At 62.1% G+C, this 19,698-nt stretch carries 18 protein-coding genes and 1 pseudogene; 11 read left to right on the top strand and 8 right to left on the bottom strand.

Features of this window, described 5'->3' with window-relative positions:
- Window positions 1-61 precede the first annotated feature (61 nt).
- The 7 genes from IQ26_RS07215 (at window position 62) to IQ26_RS07185 (ending at window position 7,613) form a co-directional block, all read left to right on the top strand.
- On the top strand, window positions 62-835 hold the full coding sequence (locus IQ26_RS07215; protein WP_145715332.1) for an enoyl-CoA hydratase: 774 nt from the start codon (window positions 62-64) through the stop codon (window positions 833-835).
- Window positions 836-1,017: 182 nt separating this feature from the next.
- On the top strand, window positions 1,018-1,284 hold the full coding sequence (gene rpsT / locus IQ26_RS07210) for a 30S ribosomal protein S20 (RefSeq protein ID WP_145715330.1): 267 nt from the start codon (window positions 1,018-1,020) through the stop codon (window positions 1,282-1,284).
- An 844-nt stretch (window positions 1,285-2,128) separates the two neighbouring features.
- On the top strand, window positions 2,129-3,673 hold the full coding sequence (dnaA, locus tag IQ26_RS07205) for a chromosomal replication initiator protein DnaA (protein ID WP_145715329.1): 1,545 nt from the start codon (window positions 2,129-2,131) through the stop codon (window positions 3,671-3,673).
- Between the two features lie 300 nt (window positions 3,674-3,973).
- Window positions 3,974-5,092 (top strand): DNA polymerase III subunit beta, encoded by a 1,119-nt coding sequence (gene dnaN / locus IQ26_RS07200; RefSeq protein ID WP_145715327.1) that lies wholly within the window; start codon window positions 3,974-3,976, stop codon window positions 5,090-5,092.
- A 25-nt stretch (window positions 5,093-5,117) separates the two neighbouring features.
- A complete protein-coding gene (recF, locus tag IQ26_RS07195; RefSeq protein ID WP_145715325.1) occupies window positions 5,118-6,284 on the top strand; it encodes a DNA replication/repair protein RecF in 1,167 nt (388 codons plus the stop codon).
- A gap of 93 nt (window positions 6,285-6,377) precedes the next feature.
- Window positions 6,378-7,127, top strand: coding sequence for a molybdopterin-synthase adenylyltransferase MoeB (locus IQ26_RS07190; RefSeq protein WP_162457880.1), 750 nt, complete (start codon window positions 6,378-6,380; stop codon window positions 7,125-7,127).
- Window positions 7,128-7,130: 3 nt separating this feature from the next.
- Window positions 7,131-7,613 carry a GNAT family N-acetyltransferase gene (locus IQ26_RS07185; RefSeq protein WP_240547028.1) on the top strand — a complete coding sequence of 161 codons (483 nt, stop codon included), beginning with the start codon at window positions 7,131-7,133 and terminating at the stop codon, window positions 7,611-7,613.
- 18 nt (window positions 7,614-7,631) lie between these two features.
- Here the strand turns inward: IQ26_RS07185 and IQ26_RS07180 are convergent, their stop codons facing one another.
- On the bottom strand, window positions 7,632-8,633 hold the full coding sequence (locus IQ26_RS07180; RefSeq protein WP_126037676.1) for a 2-hydroxyacid dehydrogenase: 1,002 nt from the start codon (window positions 8,631-8,633) through the stop codon (window positions 7,632-7,634).
- A 158-nt stretch (window positions 8,634-8,791) separates the two neighbouring features.
- On the opposite strand from IQ26_RS07180, the gene IQ26_RS07175 reads away from it, so the two are divergent.
- On the top strand, window positions 8,792-9,349 hold the full coding sequence (locus tag IQ26_RS07175) for an SH3 domain-containing protein (RefSeq protein ID WP_145715320.1): 558 nt from the start codon (window positions 8,792-8,794) through the stop codon (window positions 9,347-9,349).
- Window positions 9,350-9,503: 154 nt separating this feature from the next.
- Here IQ26_RS07175 and irrA read toward each other — a convergent pair whose 3' ends face one another.
- Window positions 9,504-9,935, bottom strand: a complete 432-nt coding sequence (gene irrA, locus IQ26_RS07170; protein ID WP_145715317.1) for an iron response transcriptional regulator IrrA — start codon at window positions 9,933-9,935, stop codon at window positions 9,504-9,506.
- Window positions 9,936-10,178: 243 nt separating this feature from the next.
- Between irrA and fabA the strand changes: the two genes are divergently transcribed.
- The 3 genes from fabA (at window position 10,179) to fabI (ending at window position 12,861) form a co-directional block, all read left to right on the top strand.
- The gene (fabA, locus tag IQ26_RS07165; RefSeq protein ID WP_023802127.1) at window positions 10,179-10,697 is read left to right on the top strand and encodes a 3-hydroxyacyl-[acyl-carrier-protein] dehydratase FabA; all 519 of its coding nucleotides are present in this window, start codon (window positions 10,179-10,181) and stop codon (window positions 10,695-10,697) included.
- A 118-nt stretch (window positions 10,698-10,815) separates the two neighbouring features.
- Window positions 10,816-12,036, top strand: a complete 1,221-nt coding sequence (fabB, locus tag IQ26_RS07160; protein ID WP_145715316.1) for a beta-ketoacyl-ACP synthase I — start codon at window positions 10,816-10,818, stop codon at window positions 12,034-12,036.
- A gap of 12 nt (window positions 12,037-12,048) precedes the next feature.
- Entirely contained in the window at window positions 12,049-12,861 is an 813-nt protein-coding gene (fabI, locus tag IQ26_RS07155; protein ID WP_145715314.1) for an enoyl-ACP reductase FabI, read from the top strand.
- A 127-nt stretch (window positions 12,862-12,988) separates the two neighbouring features.
- Here fabI and IQ26_RS07150 read toward each other — a convergent pair whose 3' ends face one another.
- The 6 genes and pseudogenes from IQ26_RS07150 to rbfA all read right to left on the bottom strand — a co-directional run bounded on the left by IQ26_RS07150 (window position 12,989) and on the right by rbfA (window position 19,662).
- The gene (locus IQ26_RS07150) at window positions 12,989-14,002 is read right to left on the bottom strand and encodes a class I SAM-dependent methyltransferase (RefSeq protein WP_145715312.1); all 1,014 of its coding nucleotides are present in this window, start codon (window positions 14,000-14,002) and stop codon (window positions 12,989-12,991) included.
- A gap of 91 nt (window positions 14,003-14,093) precedes the next feature.
- A complete protein-coding gene (gene pnp, locus IQ26_RS07145; protein ID WP_145715310.1) occupies window positions 14,094-16,241 on the bottom strand; it encodes a polyribonucleotide nucleotidyltransferase in 2,148 nt (715 codons plus the stop codon).
- A gap of 414 nt (window positions 16,242-16,655) precedes the next feature.
- On the bottom strand, window positions 16,656-16,940 hold the full coding sequence (gene rpsO / locus IQ26_RS07140; protein ID WP_407660271.1) for a 30S ribosomal protein S15: 285 nt from the start codon (window positions 16,938-16,940) through the stop codon (window positions 16,656-16,658).
- Between the two features lie 179 nt (window positions 16,941-17,119).
- A pseudogene (gene corA, locus IQ26_RS41020) lies at window positions 17,120-18,215 on the bottom strand (magnesium/cobalt transporter CorA).
- A 44-nt stretch (window positions 18,216-18,259) separates the two neighbouring features.
- Entirely contained in the window at window positions 18,260-19,225 is a 966-nt protein-coding gene (truB, locus tag IQ26_RS07130) for a tRNA pseudouridine(55) synthase TruB (RefSeq protein WP_145715308.1), read from the bottom strand.
- Window positions 19,225-19,662 carry a 30S ribosome-binding factor RbfA gene (gene rbfA, locus IQ26_RS07125; protein ID WP_145715306.1) on the bottom strand — a complete coding sequence of 146 codons (438 nt, stop codon included), beginning with the start codon at window positions 19,660-19,662 and terminating at the stop codon, window positions 19,225-19,227. The genes truB and rbfA overlap by 1 nt, the downstream gene beginning before the upstream one ends.
- Window positions 19,663-19,698 lie beyond the last annotated feature (36 nt).

The following is a 19,698-nucleotide window of genomic DNA, read 5'->3' as shown; positions in this document are numbered from 1 at the left end:
AGGTGCCAGATATGAGCCAGGTGCCGGCTGCAAGCAGATGACCGAGCGAGGAGATACAGTCATGGCCTATGAAACGATCATCGTGGAGACCCGCGGCAAGGTCGGGCTGATCACGCTGAACCGGCCGAAGGCGCTCAACGCGCTGAACTCGCAGGTCCTGGCGGAAGTGGTCGCGGCCGTGAACGGCTTCTGCGCGGATGCCGGCATCGGCGCGATGGTCATCACCGGCTCCGAAAAAGCCTTCGCGGCGGGCGCGGACATCAAGGAAATGCAGGCGATCTCCTTTGTCGACGCCTATGTCCAGGACTTCTTTGTCGGCTGGGAAGAGTTCACCCGGACGCGCAAGCCTGTTATCGCGGCGGTGGCCGGCTATGCGCTCGGCGGCGGCTGCGAACTGGCGATGATGTGCGATTTCATCATCGCCGCCGACAACGCCAAGTTCGGCCAGCCCGAGATCACGCTCGGCGTCATGCCGGGCATGGGCGGATCACAGCGTCTGACCCGTTTCGTCGGCAAGTCGAAGGCGATGGACATGTGCCTGACCGGGCGGATGATGGATGCTGCAGAGGCCGAGCGTTCCGGCCTGGTGTCGCGCGTCGTGCCTGCCGGCGAGCTGCTCGAGGAAGCGCTGAAGGCGGCGGCCAAGATAGCCGATTTTTCGCTGCCGTCGGTGATGATGGCGAAAGAGGCCGTCAACCGCGCCTATGAAACGACACTGGCCGAAGGGCTGTGGTTCGAACGCCGGCTGTTTCACTCGCTGTTTGCGCTCGACGACCAGAAGGAAGGCATGGCGGCCTTTGCCGAGAAGCGGAAGCCGAATTTCACGAACCGGTAGATCGTGAGGGCGGCGGCCGGAGGCGAGCGACAGCAGCAGCCAAAAAGAAGCCGAAGCAGCGTTGACGCGCCGGAAAAGCTGAACTATAAGCCGCACCAACCGAGGCGGCCCTGTGGCTGCCCGTTTGTTTTTTGCGCCCTGCGGCATCCCGCAAGCGCCCACCAGATCAGAAGAGAGGCATCATGGCCAATACCTCCTCGGCCAAAAAGGCAACGCGCAAGATCGCCCGCCGCACGGCGATCAACAAGAATCGCCGCTCGCGCGTACGGACTTATGTCCGCCAGGTTGAAGAGGCGCTCGCCTCGGGCGACAAGGCTGCCGCGCAGGCTGCTTTCAAGGTGGCGGAGCCGGAGTTGATGCGCGCCGCGACCAAGGGCGTGATACATAAGAATACAGCGTCCCGGAAGGTGTCGCGCCTGGCCCAGCGACTCAAGGTGCTGTCGGCCTGATATCCCTTTCCTGAACTGGTCTTCTTCAAGCCCGGCCGCTAACGCCGGGTTTTTTCGTTTGCCGGCAAGTACTTAAAAAGAAAGCCCGCGAATGACACTCGGCATGGATTTCAAAGTCCGAAATGCTTTGCCGGCATATACATGCCCGCTGATATTCGCAGCCGCTGAACGCGCCCACGGCGAAAACATCGCCTGTCAAAAATTTCCATTATTTTTCAATAACTTATAGATAGTCATCCACAACTTGTTCACATCGTGCGCAAGGGATGGGGGACAAGTGGCTGTCAAGAAAATTATTTCAGAAAATTTCGCGCGGTGTGGCCTTTTTCACATTCGCCGGAAAAGGGTTTGAATCACAATGGCTTTGTCAAAATACGCCCGTGCAACGCAGGCTTCGAACCGGTCTGGGGTAACCACATTCCTTAAAAATCCGTTAGTCGTGGCCTTGCCCTATCCACAACGATTTCGCTAATGTCGGTCTATCGAGAGGGACGGGCCGTTGGCCCTTAACCCAGCCTGAATCGGCCAGCTCAAAATGGCAGAATTCACGACGTGGATCATTTCCGCGCCGGGTTTGGTTTGTCTTTCGATACGGTAGGGGATTGGCGTAACTGTAAATGGCAGGTCAATGACGCACCGGCGTTTTCGCCGGACGGAATTGTATTGCCCTGACATGACCCAAACGGGCTGGCTCTGAGGAGCCGGCGCCGGTTCCCGACAACGAGGCGACATCATCTGCCGGCGGCGGCGATGGTGTCGCAGCGAAGACACGGTCGCCGGAAACATGGATGCAGGAGGCGCATTCCCGGCGGAAAACAGGTACAAAAGGACAAGGAACTCGATCATGCAGAGCGGCATCGAAAGGGAGCTTACGGGCGACCTCCCATTTCCTGGAACCTTAACCGGAGGGGACGCTATATTGGCTTCCAGCGACGCGGAACAGAAGTTCGACCGGGTCAAGGCCCAGTTGAAGGCGCGTCTGGGAACCGAGGTCTATTCGAGCTGGTTCGGACGCATGAAGGTCGCCGAGGCGTCCCGTGGCATTGTCCGCATCTCGGTGCCCACCGCCTTCCTGCGCTCATGGATCAACGGTCACTATCTCGACCTCATCGCCGAGTTGTGGAAACACGAGGATCCCGAAATCCTCAAGGTCGAGATCGTCGTGCGCACCGCTACCCGCCCGGGGCGCAACAGCGTCGAGCCCGAAGTGGCCCCGGCACGCAAGATGACCAGGCAAGCGCAAACGGCACTGGCCGCGGGCACAGCAGGTCCCGGCAGGGTGGAGCGGGTACCAGCACCTCGCCCGGGAATGCCAGCAGAGACCGAGTTCAGGCACAATGTGCTCGGTTCGCCGCTTGACCCGCGCTACACGTTCGGCTCCTTCATCGAGGGACCGTCGAACCGGGTCGCCTTCGCCGCCGCCAAAGCGGTTGCCGAATCGCAGTCGAGCGCGGTGCGCTTCAACCCGCTCTTTCTTCACGCGACCGTGGGACTGGGCAAGACGCACCTGTTGCAGGCGATCGCAGCGGAATCGCTAAAGCAGAACCCGAAGTCGCGCGTCGTCTATCTCACGGCCGAATATTTCATGTGGCGGTTCGCCACCGCGATCCGCGACAACAACGCGCTGACGCTGAAAGAACAGCTGCGCGACATCGACCTGCTTATCATCGACGACATGCAGTTCCTGCAAGGCAAGTCGATCCAGCATGAATTCTGCCATCTGATCAATATGCTGCTCGACAGCGCCAAGCAGGTGGTGGTCGCCGCCGACCGGCCGCCATCGGAACTGGAATCGCTGGAGCCCCGCGTCCGCTCGCGCCTCAACGGCGGCGTCGCGCTCGAAATGTCGGCGCCAGATTTCGCCATGCGCATTGGCATGCTCAAGCTGCGCCTTGCCACGGCCAAGGCCGACGATGCGTCGCTCGACATCTCGGAGGACATCCTCAACCACGTCGCCCGCACGGTGACCGGCAGCGGGCGCGAACTTGAAGGCGCATTCAACCAGCTTCTGTTCCGCCAGTCGTTCGAACCGCAGATCACCATTGACCGCATCGACGAGATCCTCGGCCACATCTATCGTTCGGGCGAGCCGAAGCGGGTGCGTATCGAGGACATCCAGCGCATCGTCGCGCGCCACTACAATGTGTCGAAGACAGAACTTCTATCCAACCGGCGCACGCGCACCATCGTCAAGCCGCGGCAGGTCGCCATGTACCTGTCGAAGGTGATGACGCCGCGCTCCCTGCCGGAGATCGGACGGCGTTTCGGTGGCCGCGACCACACGACGGTGCTGCATGCCGTGCGCAAGATCGAGGATCTTTCGGGCGTCGACAACACGCTGGCACAGGAGCTCGAATTGCTGAGAAGACTGATCAACGATCAGGCCTGATCGGCCCGAAAAACGAAAGCGCGTCGCGTTTGGATGGCTCATGCGAGGTGCTTGAATCCTTGTTTTTATGCATGTCGTTGTTCCAAAACCGCTGCGCACGTTTGGGCGACAAGCATTGGCTTGCGGACTTCGCCAGCTTTATCCCCAGAAAGCCCGCGTAACCGGCCCGAACCGGTGGCGCGGGCTTGCGCTTGCAGGGTTTTTCCTATCAGTTTATGCAGATTCTGAGCCTGTTCAGACCTTTCGCGGGGCGCCGCTTGCCGGAGACCCGCTCATTCATTCAAGCGAGCCTGTTTCGTCATGCGTGTTATCCTGGAACGGTCAAATCTCCTGAAGTCGCTGAACCATGTTCATCGCGTGGTCGAGCGGCGCAACACCATACCGATCCTGTCGAACGTGCTGCTGAGCGCCGAGGGCGCCACGCTCGAGATGAAGGCGACCGACCTCGATCTGGAGGTGACCGAAGCCACGCCGGCCAAGGTCGAGCGCGGCGGGGCGACGACGGTTCCCGCGCATCTGCTATACGATATCGTGCGCAAGCTCGCCGACGGCGCGGAGGTCATGCTGAAGACCGACGAGGACGGCAATGCCATGACGGTGACCTCGGGCCGCTCGAGTTTCCGTCTCCAATGCCTGCCGCAATCCGATTTCCCGGAGCTTTCGGCCGGATCGTTCTCGCATATCTTCCGGCTCGATTCGGTTGCGCTGAAGGGCCTGATCGAGAAGACCCAATTCGCCATCTCCACCGAAGAGACGCGCTACTACCTGAACGGCATCTATCTGCACACGCATGACGCCGACGGCAAGCTGAAGCTGCGCTCGGTAGCGACCGACGGCCATCGGCTGGCGCGCGCCGAGATCGACGCGCCGGCAGGGTCCGAAGGCATGCCGGGCATCATCATTCCGCGCAAGACGGTCAGCGAGCTGCAAAAGCTTGTCGACGACCCGGACGTCGCCGTGACCACCGAATTGTCCGACACCAAGATCCGCTTCACCATCGGCAGCGTCATTTTGACATCGAAGCTGATCGACGGCACCTTCCCGGACTATCAGCGGGTCATCCCCACCGGCAACGACAAGAGGCTGGTCATCGATCGCCAGAGTTTCGCCGCCGCCGTCGACCGCGTCTCGACCATTTCCTCCGAACGCGGCCGCGCGGTGAAGCTTTCGATTGGAGAAGGCCAGGTCACGCTTGCGGTCAACAATCCGGATTCGGGCAGCGCCACCGAGGAACTGGCCGCGGACTATTCGTCCGACCCGATCGAAATCGGCTTCAACGCCAAATATCTGCTCGACGTCGCCGCCCAGTTGACCGGCACGGAGGCAAGATTCATGCTGGCGGATGCCGGTTCGCCAACGCTGATCCACGACATGACCGACGAAACCACGCTCTATGTGCTGATGCCGATGCGGGTGTAAGCCCAAACGAGGTCATCTTGCTGTCATGATCGGAGTTGCGAAGCAGTCTGAGCACGACCAGCAGACTCATATAAGTAAGCTGTCACTTACGAATTTCCGCAATTACGCAAAACTGTCGATCGACCTCGATCCCGGCGCAGTGGTTTTTTCCGGCGACAATGGCGCCGGAAAAACCAATTTGCTGGAAGCGATTTCCTTGCTGACACCGGGGCGCGGCCTGCGCCGGGCACCCTATGCCGACGTGGCGCGTGAAGGCGGCGACGGCGGCTTCGCCCTCCATGCCAGGCTCGATGGGCCGGACGGCCCGGTCGAGATCGGTACCGGCATCGCAGGCGGCGACGCCGCCGGCGAGGGCGGCCGGCGGGTGCGGATCAATGGAGCGGCGGCGCGCTCGGCGGAGGACATGCTGGAATGGCTGCGCGTCGTCTGGCTGACACCGGCGATGGATGCATTGTTCACCGGGCCGGCCGCAGACCGCCGGCGCTTTCTCGACCGGCTGGTCCTGGCGATCGATCCCGATCACGGTCAGCGCGCGCTCGACTACGAGAAAGCGATGCGCGGCCGCAATCGGCTGCTCGCCGAAGGCTCGCGCGACGGCGGCTGGTTCGATGCGATCGAGACGCAAATGGCCGAAACCGGCGTGGCGATTGCCGCGGCGCGTGCCGAACTGGTGCGCCTGCTCGCCGCCATGATTGACAGGCTGCCAAGCGCCGGTCCGTTTCCGCAGGCCGACATCGGCCTGTCGGGCACTTTGGAAAGCGAAGTCGGCACCGCCGCGGCTGTCGACGTCGAGGAGCAGTTCCGCCGCGCCTTAGCCGAAGGCCGTGATCGCGACCGCGCCGCCGGGCGCACGCTCGACGGCCCGCACCGTTCGGATCTCGTGGTGCAGCACCGGCCCAAGGCGATGCCGGCCGAGCTCTGTTCGACCGGCGAGCAGAAGGCGCTGCTGGTCGGCATGGTCCTGTCGCATGCCCGGCTGACCGGCGAGATGTCGGGCATGACGCCGATCCTGCTGCTCGACGAGATCGCCGCCCATCTCGACAGCGGCCGGCGTGCCGCACTGTTCTCGATCCTGGAAGAGCTGAACTGCCAGGCTTTCATGACCGGGACCGATGCGGCGCTGTTTTCCAGCCTGAAGGGACGCGCGCAGTTTCTGACCGTCGATCACGGCACGGTTGGGCCAACCATTTGAACTTTACGCATGTCGCTATCCCAAACCGCTGCGCACTTTTGGGCGACATGCATTGACCCCTGACAAGATTTTTGCGCCGCTGTAAGGTTGGCCATGACCGCCCTCACCGACGAAGAGCTCGAACGTTACGCCCGCCACATCGTGCTGCCCGAAATCGGCGGCGCCGGCCAGCAAAGACTGAAGCGCGCGCGGGTCCTGGTCATCGGTGCCGGCGGGCTGGGAGCGCCAGTGCTCGAATATCTCGCCGCCGCCGGCGTCGGCACGCTCGGCATCGTCGACGACGACAGCGTCTCGCTGTCGAATCTGCAAAGACAGGTGATCCATGGCACCGAAACCGTCGGCCTGGCGAAAACCGACAGTGCCAAAGCCACGATCGCCCGCATCAATCCCCATGTCGCCGTGGAACTGCACAATCTCAGGCTGACGGCGGACAACGCCCCTGCCCTCGTCGCCCGCTATGACATCGTTGTCGACGGCTCCGACAATTTCGAAACACGCTTTGCGGTGGCCGACGCCTGCGCCGCGGAAAAGCGGCCGCTGGTGCATGCCGCCGTCGGTCGCTTCGACGGCTCTGTTACCGTGCTGAAACCGTTCGAAACGGGCACGGACGGCAGTCCGAATCCAAGCTATCGCGATCTTTTTCCGGAACCACCGCCGCCCGGCCTGGTGCCATCCTGCGCTGTGGCTGGCGTGCTCGGCGTGCTGACCGGCGTCGTCGGCACGCTGCAGGCGATGGAGGCAATCAAGCTGATCGCCGGTATCGGCGAGCCGCTGGTCGGCCGGCTGCTGCTTTACGATGCGCTGGCGGCGCGCTTCGACACGATCCGCTACAAGAGAAACTAGATCTTGGACAGCTCGGTCTGCGTTGCACAGTTTCCGGCCGATTTCGACCGTTGGGACGAGGTGCTGGCGCTGATCATGCGCGCCTTCGCCTCCATGGACGGCGTCATCGATCCGCCATCCTCGGCGCATCGGCTCACCGTCGAAAGCCTCCGGGACAAGGCCCGGCAAGAGACGGGCTTTGCGGCGCAGAAGGACGGCAGGACCGTCGGCTGCATTTTTGTTCTGGAGCGGGCCAACGATTTCTGTGTCGGAAAGCTCGCGGTCGAACCGGGCTTTCAGGGACAGGGTATTGGCAGGCAGCTGATGCAAGCTGTCGAGGATCTCGCCCGCAGCCGCTGCAAGCCTGCGATCGAGCTTCAGACGCGGGTCGAACTGACCGGAAATCACGCGGCCTTTGCCCGCCTCGGCTTTCGCGAAACGGAACGGACGGCGCACGAGGGCTACGACCGTCCGACATCGATCACCATGCGCAATATGCTTTCGTAATCTTTCTCTAACTTAACGTCACGTCCGCAGCGGCAGTACGCGATCCGGCGGGCGGTGACCGTCAAAGAAGGCGCGGATGTTGATGATCACCTTCTCGCCCATGTCGATGCGGCCTTCCAGCGTCGCCGATCCCATATGCGGCAACAGCACGACCTTGCCCTTGGCGGCGAGCTTCAGCAATTTGCTGTTCAGTGCCGGCTCATGCTCGTAGACGTCGAGGCCGGCGCCGGCGATCTTGCCGTCCTGGATCAGCTTGACCAGAGAGTCCTCATCGATGATGTCGCCGCGAGCGGTGTTGACGATGTAAGCTGACGGTTGCAGAAGCGCCAGCCGCCGCGCCGAAAGCAGATGGAAGGTTGCCGGCGTCGACGGGCAGTTGACCGAGATGATGTCCATGCGGGCAAGCATCTGGTCGAGGCTTTCCCAGTAGGTCGCCTCCAGTTCATCCTCGACCGCCGGCAGCACGCGATGGCGGTTGTGGTAATGGATCGACAGGCCAAAAGCCTTGGCCCGCCGGGCGACAGCGGTGCCGATGCGGCCCATGCCGACAATGCCGAGGCGTTTGCCCCAGATACGCCGGCCGAGCATCCAGGTCGGCGACCAGCCGGCCCATTTCTTGTCGCCGGTCAGCACATTGGCGCCTTCCGCCAGCCGCCGCGGCACCGCCAGCATCAGCGCCATGGTCATGTCGGCCGTATCTTCGGTCAGCACGTTCGGCGTGTTGGTGACGGTGATTCCCCGCTTTGCCGCCGCCGCCACGTCGATCTTGTCGACGCCGTTGCCGAAATTGGCGATCAGCTTGAGATTGTCGCCGGCCTGGGCGATCAGCGCCGCGTCGATATGATCGGTTATGGTCGGCACCAGAACATCGGCTTCCTTGACCGCTGCGACCAACTCCGGCTGCGTCATCGGCCTGTCCTCGACATTCAGCCGGGCGTCGAACAGCTCGCGCATACGGGTCTCGACCGGATCGGGCAGCTTGCGCGTGATGACGACGAGGGGCCTTTTTCTGCCTGCCATTGTTTCCTCAAACCCGATCTCGTTGAGACCTCTTTAACCAAGACGGGCGAAACTGGAAGCCGGTCGCGGTGCCAGCTATCCATGTAACAAGAGGTTCCGCCGAAGACAAAGAAAAAGGGGCGCCAAAGGCCGATAGGCCGGCGCCGAAAGGAATGAAAGTGTCTGGTTTCGCGTCGCTCCGCCGGATATTCAGCGCAGCATTTCTCGGCGCTCTCCTCTACTCCCCGCTTGTGTCGGCACAGGGTGCGGCAGCACCGGCCCGGAGCGTCACGCTCGGACCAAGCGGCCTGCCGCTGCCGCGTTTCGTCAGCCTGAAGGCGGCCCGCGTCAACTCCCGCGTCGGACCAGGCGTCAACTATTCCGTCGACTGGATGTACATGAAACCCGGCCTGCCTATGGAAATCATCCAGGAATTCGACACCTGGCGTCGTGTACGCGATGCCGACGGCTCGGAGGGCTGGATCAACCAGTCGCTGCTTTCAGGTCGCCGCACGGCGATCGTGGCGCCCTGGCAGCGCGGCAAGGATGCCCGAATCAACCTTCTCGACGACCCGCAAAAGGATGCCAGCATCATCGCGCTCATCGAGCCAGGCGCCATGGGCACGATCAAGTCCTGTGACGGCCAGTGGTGCGAGATGACCTTCGACGGCCACACCGGCTGGCTCGCCCAGTCGCTTGTCTGGGGTGCCTATCCGGGGGAACGGGTCAAAAACTGACCCATTCTTATCGGTTCGGAATCATGGTCAAAGCGCGTTCACGCGACGCCTTTGAGTTCTTGTTTTTATGCATGTCGTTATCTCAAAACCGCTACGCACTTTTGGGCGACATGCACCGGCCGAGACGGTATCTTGCGGCCGCGTGAGGCGCCGGTCAACCGCAGCGTTTGGCGCGCAGCCTCACGACGATGTCGACATTGGCGATCTCCATGCCTTCCGGCGGCGCCGGCAGATTGGAAACCGTGACAGGACCGCTGGCAATATCGAAAATCCTGTTTTCGCCTTCTATGTAGAAGTGATGGTGATCGGAGGTGTTGGTGTCGAAATAGGTCTTCGATCCCTCGACGGCCAGGATGCGCAGAAGGCCCGCCTGGGTGAATTGGTGAAGGGCGTTGTAGACGGTGGCGAGCGACACCGGCACGCCGGCGGCGATCGCCTCCTCGTGCAGTTCCTCGGCCGACAGATGGCGGTCGCCCTTGGCGAAAAGCAGATCGGCCAGCGCAATGCGTTGACGCGTCGGCCTCAGACCAGCTTCGCGAACCCGCTTGTCCACAGCGACATTTTCCTTCCGGCAGCCCAGATCCATCTATCCGTCCAAGCTCACAGTTTCGCCCCAACATATGCCCAGAATGGCAAAAAACGAACATCGACCGAAACTAGACACTCCCCGACATATATTCTGTCGGCCGAATACGATCAATAGCGCGCATTGACCCAGGCAGACTGGCAGGTTAAGCGCAAACGCTGGTTTCCGGCCTGAAATAGATTGTGTTAGGAAACCAACGACAAGGGCGCCCTACCGCCCGGGAAGATTACGGGGACGAGATTGATGGCGGTTTCGAAATCCAGCTACGATTACGAGGAACTGCTTGCCTGCGCCCGCGGCGAGCTGTTCGGACCTGGAAACGCCCAGCTCCCCTATCCGCCGATGCTGATGTTCGACCGTATCACCGAGATCAGCGAGACGGGCGGAGCCTTCGACAAGGGCTTCATCCGTGCGGAATTCGACATCAAGCCAGACCTGTGGTTTTTCGCCTGCCATTTCATCGGCAATCCGATCATGCCGGGGTGCCTGGGTCTCGACGCCATGTGGCAGTTGACGGGATTCTACCTCGGCTGGCTAGGCGAGCCGGGCAAGGGAATGGCGCTGTCGACCGGCGAGGTCAAGTTCAAGGGCATGGTGACCCCATCGGTCAAGAAGGTGGAGTATGGCGTGGACTTCAAGCGCGTGATGCGCGGGCGGCTGGTGCTTGGCATCGCCGATGGCTGGCTGAAGGCGGACGGCGAACCCATATACGCAGCAACGGACCTCAAGGTGGGTCTGTCCAAGCAATCGGCCGCCGCCTGACCGGCGCCTCCACAGCGCCGCGAGTCCCTTGGGACGCGCAAAGGAAGCTGTAGAATTTCAATATGCGCATGATCCTTGTCCGACAGGTTTCGGGCTCATGCGCTGGAAGGAGTTGCGAATGAGACGGGTCGTAGTGACAGGCCTCGGCATCGTGTCGTCGATCGGCAACAATGCCAACGAGGTGCAGGCCTCGCTCCACGATGCCAAATCCGGCATCAGCTTCTCCGATTCCTTCGCCGAACACGGCTTCCGTTGCCATGTCTGGGGGGCGCCGACGCTCGACCCCTCCGCCATGGTCGATCGTCGCGCCATGCGCTTCCTGTCGCAGGGTGCGGCCTGGAACCATGTCGCCATGGACCAGGCGATCGCGGACGCCGGACTTGGCGAGAGCGACATCACCAATGAGCGCACCGGCATCGTCATGGGATCGGGCGGACCATCGACCCGAACCATCGTCGAGGCCGCCGAAATCACCCTCAAGAACGGCAGCCCCAAGCGCATCGGTCCGTTCGCGGTGCCGAAGGCGATGTCGTCGACCGCTTCGGCGACGCTCGCCACCTGGTTCAAGATCCACGGCGTCAATTACTCGATCTCTTCGGCCTGCTCGACCTCGGCGCATTGCATCGGCAATGGCTATGAACTGATCCAGTGGGGCAAGCAGGACATGGTCTTCGCCGGCGGTCATGAGGATCTCGACTGGACGATGTCGGACCTGTTCGACGCGATGGGCGCCATGTCTTCCAAGTTCAATGACAAGGCATCGGCCGCGTCGCGCGCCTATGACGTCGATCGCGACGGCTTCGTCATTGCCGGGGGCGCCGGCGTGCTGGTCCTGGAAGAGCTCGAGCACGCCAAGGCGCGCGGCGCCAAGATCTACGCCGAGATCGTCGGCTATGGCGCGACATCCGACGGCTACGACATGGTGGCGCCCTCGGGCGAAGGCGCGGTGCGCTGCATGCGACAGGCGCTGGCGACAGTCTCTTCGCCGGTCGACTACATCAACACGCACGGCACCTCGACGCCGGTCGGCGACTCCAGGGAAATGGGTGCTATCCGCGAGGTGTTTGGCGAGAAGATGCCTTTCATCACCTCGACGAAATCGCTGACCGGCCATTCGCTGGGTGCGGCCGGCGTGCAGGAATCGATCTACTCGATCCTGATGATGCAAGGCGGCTTCATCGGCGAGAGCGCCCATATCGAGCAGCTCGATCCGGAATTCGAAGGCATGCCGATCGTGCGAGAACGCATCGACGATGCCAGGATCGACACTGTTTTGTCCAATTCGTTCGGTTTCGGTGGCACCAACGCAACGCTGATTTTCCAGCGCTATTCCGCATAAGGATTGCCGACCATGGACGGATTGATGAAGGGCAAGCGCGGGCTTGTCATGGGTGTCGCCAACGATCATTCGATCGCCTGGGGCATCGCCCGGAAACTGTCCGAACATGGGGCGGAACTCGCCTTCACCTATCAGGGCGAAGCCTTCGGGCGCCGGGTCAAGCCGCTCGCCGACAAGCTCGGTGCTTCGCTGGTTGTCCCTTGCGACGTCGAGGACAGCGCATCGGTTGCCGCCACTTTCGAGACTTTGGGCGAGGCCTGGGGCGGACTGGACTTCATCGTCCATGCCATCGGCTTTTCCGACAAGCACGAGCTGAAGGGCCTTTACGCCGACACCAGCCGCGACAATTTCGTCCGCACCATGGTCATCTCCTGCTACTCCTTCACCGAGGTCGCCCGTCATGCCGCCACGCTGATGAAGGACAGCGGTTCGATGATCACGCTGACCTATGCGGGTTCCGTCCGCGTCATGCCGAACTACAACGTCATGGGCGTCGCCAAGGCCGGGCTGGAAGCCAGCGTCCGCTATCTCGCCAACGATTACGGCCCGCGCGGCATCAGGGTGAACGGCATATCGGCGGGACCGGTGCGGACATTGGCCGGCGCCGGGATTTCCGACGCTCGCCACATGTTTTCCTACCAGCAGCGCAACTCGCCGCTGCGCCGTACAGTGACCATCGACGAAGTCGGTGGTTCCGCGCTCTACCTCCTGTCCGACCTGTCGTCGGGCGTCACCGGCGAAATCCACTATGTCGATTCCGGCTACCACATCGTCTCGATGCCGACGCTCGACGAGTTGAAGCAGACCGACACCAGCCGGGACTAATTCGGCCGGCAGGATGCATTGGCGGGAAGTCCCGTGATTTGGGACTCCGCAATGCTGCGTCGCATCAATCCTTTCAGATGCGAGGCGCTTTAAGATCGAGAACGACGCCTAGCCAATCCGCACCGGCTCAGCGGCGCGCCGCGAAAACCTTGAACATGCCGTCGCGGGCGACCTCGGCGTGGCTGGAGAAGGCAGCCGCCAGCACCGGTTCGTAGGGAAGCTGGCGATTCGCCACCACGAACAGCCGCCCGCCCGGTTTCAGCGCCTTGGCCGCCGCCCGGATCATGCCGGCGCCGATCTCCGGCTCGGCGGCCCGGCTGCGATGGAAGGGCGGGTTCATGACGATTACGTCGTAGCGGCGCTCGACCGGCTCGCTCAAAAGATCGATCCAGAAGAAATTGGGCTCCGCCACTGTGTTGCCGATGTTGCCTTTCGCCGCCTCCAGCGCATCGAAATCGGCCTCGTAGAGATCGAGCGCCGATATGCCGGGTGAGCGGGCGGCGACCTCGGCCGCCACATAGCCCCAGCCGGCGCAGAAATCGGCAACGCTGCCACGCAGGTCGTTAGGCAGGTTGTCCACCAGCAATTTCGAACCCGCATCGATCTTGTCGAAAGAGAACATGCCTGGCGCGGTGCGGAAACGGCCCTCCACCAGAAGCTCCGGGTTGGCTGCGCGAAGCGCTGCCGCGGCCGCAGCATCGGCTGGCCGACGGAACCAGAAGGCGGTGCCGTGATGTTTCGGCAAATGGCCATCGAGTGGCACAAGCTCATCGATGCGTTTGCGCAGGCTGGCAATGCCATCGCCCTTGGCGCCGGCGACTACGATCAATCCGCCCGGCACCACGCGCTCCACCGCCTCAGCGATGCGCAGCTCGTTTTGCCCGCGATGCCGGCCGGCAAGCACCAGTGCCGCATCGAAACCTTCGCCCTCCAGGCGCGGCGTGACCGTGAAGCCCGACCCCTGCAGCGAGCGAAAATGCGGCCGGAAGCCTTGCACCAGATGCAGTGCTGCATCGAAGCCTTCGGGCAGGCGCAAACCCGGCACGGCACCCAGAAAGAGGACACGCTCGCCCTTGCGCGGCAAGGAAACAGCCTCGGCCTCGAAAGGATGGAACAGTGTCTTCAGCGGCTCGGCGGACATTCTTTAATCTCGAAATGCGGCTGGCTTGTCTTGAAAATGAAAACGGGCGCGACCTTCCGGCGCGCCCGCTTCTATGGTGTGGTCAGGCCGCTCAGGCGGCGTCTTCTTCGCCTTCGGCCTTCTTTTCGCGGGCGATTTCCCTGCCCGTCGCCTGGTCGACGACCTTCATCGACAGGCGGACCTTGCCGCGCTCGTCGAAGCCCATCAGCTTGACCCAGACCTTGTCGCCTTCCTTGACGACGTCGGAGGTCTTGGCGACGCGATCGTTGGCGAGCTGCGAGATGTGGACGAGGCCATCACGCGGACCGAAGAAATTGACGAAAGCACCGAAGTCGGCGGTCTTGACGACCGTTCCCTCGTAGATCTCGCCGACTTCCGGCTCGGCGACGATGGTGTGGATCCACTTCTTCGCCGCCTCGATCTCCTTGGCGTTGGACGAAGCGATCTTGACCGTGCCGTCATCCTCGATGTTGATCTTGGCGCCGGTCTTTTCGACGATCTCGCGGATGACCTTGCCGCCCGAGCCGATCACGTCGCGGATCTTGTCGGTCGGGATGTGCATGACCTCGATGCGCGGCGCGAATTCGCCGAGTTCGGCACGCGCGCCGGAGAGCGCATGACCCATTTCGCCGAGGATGTGCTGGCGACCATCCTTGGCCTGGTCCAGCGCGATCTTCATGATCTCCTCGGTGATGCCCTCGATCTTGATGTCCATCTGCAGCGAGGTGATGCCGTTGGCGGTGCCGGCAACCTTGAAGTCCATATCGCCGAGATGATCCTCGTCGCCGAGGATGTCGGAGAGCACAGCGAAGCGCTCGCCTTCCTTGATGAGACCCATGGCGATGCCGGCGACGGGCTTGGCCAGCGGCACGCCGGCATCCATCAGCGCCAGCGAGGTGCCGCAGACGGTCGCCATCGACGACGAGCCGTTGGACTCGGTGATCTCCGAGACGACGCGCAGCGTGTAGGGGAACTGGTCGGCGGTTGGCAGCATCGGGCGGATCGCGCGCCAGGCCAGCTTGCCGTGGCCGATTTCGCGGCGGCCGGGTGAACCCATGCGGCCGGTTTCACCGACAGAATAGGGAGGGAAGTTGTAGTGAAGGAGGAACTTCTCCTTGTACATGCCGGTCAGCGAATCGACATACTGCTCGTCCTCGCCGGTGCCGAGCGTGGCGACGACCAGCGCCTGAGTCTCGCCGCGGGTGAACAGCGCCGAACCATGGGTGCGCGGCAGGACGCCGACTTCGGAGACGATCTTGCGAACCGTCTTCAGGTCGCGGCCGTCGATGCGCGATCCGGTATCGAGGATGTTCCAGCGCACGATCTTGGCCTGGAGTTCCTTGAACACGGTGCCGACCTGCTCGGACGTGTACTTTGCTTCCTCGCCTTCGGCCGGCGCGAACGAAGCCTTGACCTTCGCCTTGACGGCGTCGACGGCGGCATAGCGCTTTTGCTTGTCGGTGATCTTGTAGGCATCGCGAAGTTCGCCTTCGACGATCTTCAGCATCTCGGCTTCAAGCGCCGAATAGTCCGGCGCGGTGAAATCGCGCGGGTCCTTGGCGGCAACCTCGGCCAGCTTGATGATCGCGTCGATCACCGGCTGGAAGCCGCGATGGCCGAACATGACGGCGCCGAGCATTAGATCCTCGCCGAGTTCCTTGGCTTCGGACTCGACCATCAGCACGGCGTCGGCGGTGCCGGCGACGACCAGGTCAAGCTTGGATTCCTGCATCTCGTCGACATGCGGATTGAGCACATATTCGCCGTTGATGTAACCGACGCGGGCGCCGCCGATCGGGCCCATGAACGGGACGCCGGATAGCGTCAAGGCCGCCGAGGTGGCGACGATCGAAAGGATGTCCGGATCGTTTTCGAGATCATGCTGGACGACGGTGACGACGATCTGCGTGTCGTTCTTGTAGCCTTCGGCAAAGAGCGGGCGGATCGGACGGTCGATGAGGCGAGAGACCAGCGTTTCCTTTTCGCTCGGACGGCCTTCGCGCTTGAAATAGCCGCCCGGGATCTTGCCGGCGGCATAGGTCTTTTCCTGGTAATTGACGGTCAGCGGGAAGAAATCCAGGCCGGGCTTCGGTTCCTTCATCGAAACGACGGTGGCGAGAACCTTGGTTTCGCCGTAGGTGGCGAGCACCGCGCCGTCAGCCTGACGCGCGATCTTGCCGGTTTCGAGGATGAGCGGACGGCCGCCCCATTCGATTTCCACTTTGTGGTGATTGAACATGTCTTGTCCTTCATATGCGGAAAGGGCCGCGCCGTTTCACCGTGCGCGAATGCCCCTTCCCTTGGCTTCGTTTCTCGGGCAGCCACGGGCAAGACAACGGGAAGCTCGGCTAAATCCGACGCGGTTGGCCGGGCGAGCGTCCTGCAATCCTGCCCCATGACCGTCCATGGGCGGTTTCGAATGGCCCTGTGCACTCTCGAAACCGGTCTGGCCAATCGACCCGACTGGCCTTGCGCATGATCCCGAAAACAGCGGTCCTCGGAAGGCATCATGCGCAAATTCAAACTTTCAAGGCGTCACTTTGCGCGTCCAGTTTGACACACGGCGCCCTGCTTCCTTCATCGGAGCGCCGGATAGACCCGGTGCTCCAATGCGCGACCGGCGGGCTCTCGAAAGAACCCGCCGGTCAATTCGTCAACGGCGCAGACCGAGCTTCTCGATCAGCGTCTGATAGCGCGCGTCGTCCTTGCGCTTGAGATAATCAAGCAGGCTGCGGCGCTGGGAGACGAGAGCGAGCAGACCACGGCGGGAATGGTTATCCTTCTTGTGGTCCTTGAAATGGTCGGTCAGGTTCTTGATGCGCTCGGAAAGGATGGCCACCTGGACTTCCGGAGACCCGGTATCGCCCTTGGCGGTTGCGAATTCACCCATCAATTCCTTCTTGCGCTCGGCAGTAATCGACATCGTGTTTTTCCTTATCTGTTTGAGGAAACGGGACGCCCTCGGCCGGGATGTCGTCCAGCAGGGGCCGGTACAAGCAACGCGTCATCGCACGATGCTGCGGCGCATATAGTGCAATTCCGGCAAAAACACCAGCCCAATTCACAAGCCGGCTTTCTCACGGCTTTCGCCAAAGAAATAGAGATTTTCAGCTTACGCTAAAGCCACTTCTTCCATCTGAAGAAAGCGATAAGCCCAAGCGCGACAAGAGCCATGAACGCGAGCGCTGCCGGATAGCCGTACTGGGCCTTCAGCTCCGGCATGTTCCATGGCGACGTTTCGGGATCGAAATTCATGCCCCACACGCCAACGAGAAAGGTGAGCGGGATGAAGATCACCGAGACGATCGTCAGATAGCTGATGACGTCGCTGGTGCGCGCCTGGCTCAGCGACAGATGCATCTCGATCAGACCGGTCAGCATGTCGCGCTGGGTTTCAACCAGTTCGATGAGCCGAAGCGAGTGATCGAGCGTGTCGTTCAGAAAAACCTTGGTCTCGGGCATTCACATAGGGCACGTCGTTACGGATCAGCGTCGCCAGCGCATCGCGCATCGGCCAAAGCACCCCCTTCAGCACATTGGCGTCGCGCCGCAACTCGTGAAGCTGCCGCATCTGATGCTTGTCCGCCGCGCGCAGCATCTGATCCTCGATGCTGTCGATCAATTCGCCGGCAGCCTCGATCGGCGGAAAGTAGCTGTCGACGATGGCGTCGATCAGCGCATAGGCCAGATAGTCGGCGCCACGCGTGCGCAACCGGTTGGGCACCGAGCTTTCAATGCGCTTGCGCACCGGATTGAACGGATCGCCTTCGCGCTCCTGGAAGGTGACAACGAAGTTCCTGCCGAAGAAGATAGCGATCTGCTCGTAACGATGCGCGGTGACGTCGTCGATCATCCTGACGACGACGAAGGCATGGTCCTCGAAGAAGTCCACCTTCGGCCGCTGGCCGGTGTTGACGACATCTTCCAGCGCCAGCGGGTGCAGGCTGAAAATCCGGCCGATCTCCTCGATCAGAGGGAAGTTCGCAAGGCCGGTGCAATCCAGCCAGATGACCGGCCAATTGTCGCAATGGGTGTTGAGGTCGTCGATGCTGGCATTTTCGATCGTCTCGAACTTGTCGGGCGACATCAGTGTCAGCCTGAGTTCAGACCGGCGCGCCGCTGGATCGGCGATCAGCGTGCCAGGTGATGCGCCGATTGGCGGCCGCCGTGTTGTCGCCGGCGCCCGCCTCTTGATCGTCTCGGGCTTTGCCATGTGACCCTCGGATGTTACGTCTGATCGAGATTAGACGACGGGACTCACCCGGCAAAGACCCGCTTCGGCTTGAACATGCCTTGTTCGATGGCGCCGATGGCGACCAGTTTGCCGCGCGCCGTGGCGCAGGCTTCCTCGGCTTCCACAGGCGCGTCGCGGCCACGGATGATGACTGGATTGCCGAGGCGGATTTTTGTCGCGGCATCGTCGCTGATCGCGATCTGCGGCAGGCAGTCGAGTGCTGCTGATGTATCGACCAGAAGCGCGTCGATGGCGTCGAAGTCGATTGGCGCATCCACCGTGTCCGCCGAATCCGAATTCTCGCCCTGTTCGCCGAAACGGGCGGCTTCCAACTCGGCGATGGTGACGAAGTCTTCCTGCGTGAACGGCTCGACCTCGATCCGGCGCAGTTCGGCGATGTGGCCGAAACAGCCGAGGTCGCGGCCCATGTCGCGGGCCAGCGAGCGCACATAGGTGCCCTTGCCGCATTCGACCTCGAAAATGGTGCGATCCGCACTGTGCTCGATCAGGTCGAGACGGCCGATCTCGACCTCCCGCGCCGGGATGTCGACCGTCGCGCCGTCGCGGGCAAGGTCGTAGGCGCGCTCGCCTGATATCTTGATGGCCGAAAATTGCGGCGGCGTCTGCATGATGACGCCGGTGTATTTCGGCATCAGCAAAAGCACTTCGGCTTCTGCCGGACGCTGGTCGGAGCTCTTCGTCACCGGCCCTTCGAGGTCATCGGTCGAACGCTCCTCACCCCAGGCGACCGTGAAGCGGTAGACCTTGGCGCCGTCCTGGACATAGGGCACGGTCTTGGTCGCCTCGCCGAGCGCGATCGGCAGCATGCCGGAAGCGAGCGGGTCGAGCGTGCCGGCGTGGCCGGCCTTTTCCGCCTGGAAAAGCCATTTGATCTTGGAGACGGCTTCGGTCGAACCCATGCCGACGGGCTTGTCCAACACCAGCCAGCCGGAGATCGGCCGGCCCTTCTTCTTGCCGCGACGCGCCACTATTTTTCGTCCTTGTCGTTGTCTTTATTCTGGTCGTCAATCTGGGCATCCGGGCCGAGATCACGCGCCACTTCGGGCGAGTGCAGCAATTCGTTGATCTTCTGGAAATTGTCGTAGCTGGTGTCGAGCCGGAAACGGAATTCCGGCATGTATTTCATCTGCCGGAGCGCGCCGGAGACGCGGCCGCGCACGAATTTCGCATGCTTGTTGAGCGCCTCGACCACCGCATCGGCATCACCGGCGTCGAGCGGCGAGACGAAGGCGGTGGCGATCTTCAGATCGGGCGACATGCGCACTTCCGAGACCGAAACCACCGCATTCTCGATCAGCGGATCGATGATCTCGCCGCGCTGCAAGGTTTCGGACAGCGCGTGGCGCACCTGCTCGCCGACGCGAAGCATGCGCTGGGATGGGCCTGATGTGGCTGAACGGGGCATCTTCCTTGATCCTGAAATCGTGAGGCACGGGATGGG

It is taken from the genome of Mesorhizobium tianshanense (genome assembly GCF_007830515.1).
GTDB lineage: Bacteria > Pseudomonadota > Alphaproteobacteria > Rhizobiales > Rhizobiaceae > Mesorhizobium > Mesorhizobium tianshanense.
The sequence above is the reverse complement of the archived record's forward strand: the minus strand, read 5'-3'. Positions and strand labels throughout refer to the sequence as shown.